This is a genomic window from Neisseria sp. P0021.S007 (genome assembly GCF_051956855.1).
Genome location: NZ_JBQCXA010001799.1, coordinates 1 through 434 on the forward strand (window position 1 = coordinate 1; position 434 = coordinate 434).

1 protein-coding gene is annotated in these 434 nt (G+C 53.2%); it reads left to right on the plus strand.

Features of this window, described 5'->3' with window-relative positions:
• Nucleotides 1–434, plus strand: a 434-nt coding sequence (locus tag ACTHUR_RS21525) for a helicase-related protein (RefSeq protein WP_440400848.1), incomplete at both ends; no start/stop codon positions are given.

Here is a 434-nt window from a genome sequence, read left to right on the forward strand (position 1 = left end):
TCACCCACGTCATCAACTACGACCTGCCGAAACAGGCGGAAGACTACGTCCACCGCATCGGCCGTACCGGACGGGCAGGGCGCACGGGTATTGCGATTACCTTCGCCGAAGTGAACGAATACGTCAAAGTGCACAAAATCGAAAAATATATCGACCGTAAGCTGAACGAAGTGACCGTCGAAGGCATGGAGCCGACCCGCAAGCGCAAATCCGCAGGCGGCAAACCGAAAGGCAAAGGCGGCTGGGGCGAGAGAAAATCCGGCGGCTGGCGTGGCGATAAGAAACCGGCTAAAGAAGGCTTCGGCGGCAAATCACGCGGCGAAGGCCATAAAAAAGACGGTTTCAAGAAAGATGGCTTTAAGAAAGATGGTTTCAAAAAAGCTGATGGTTTTAAAAAAGGCGGCGAAGGCTTTAAAGGCAGGCGTAAGTCTAAC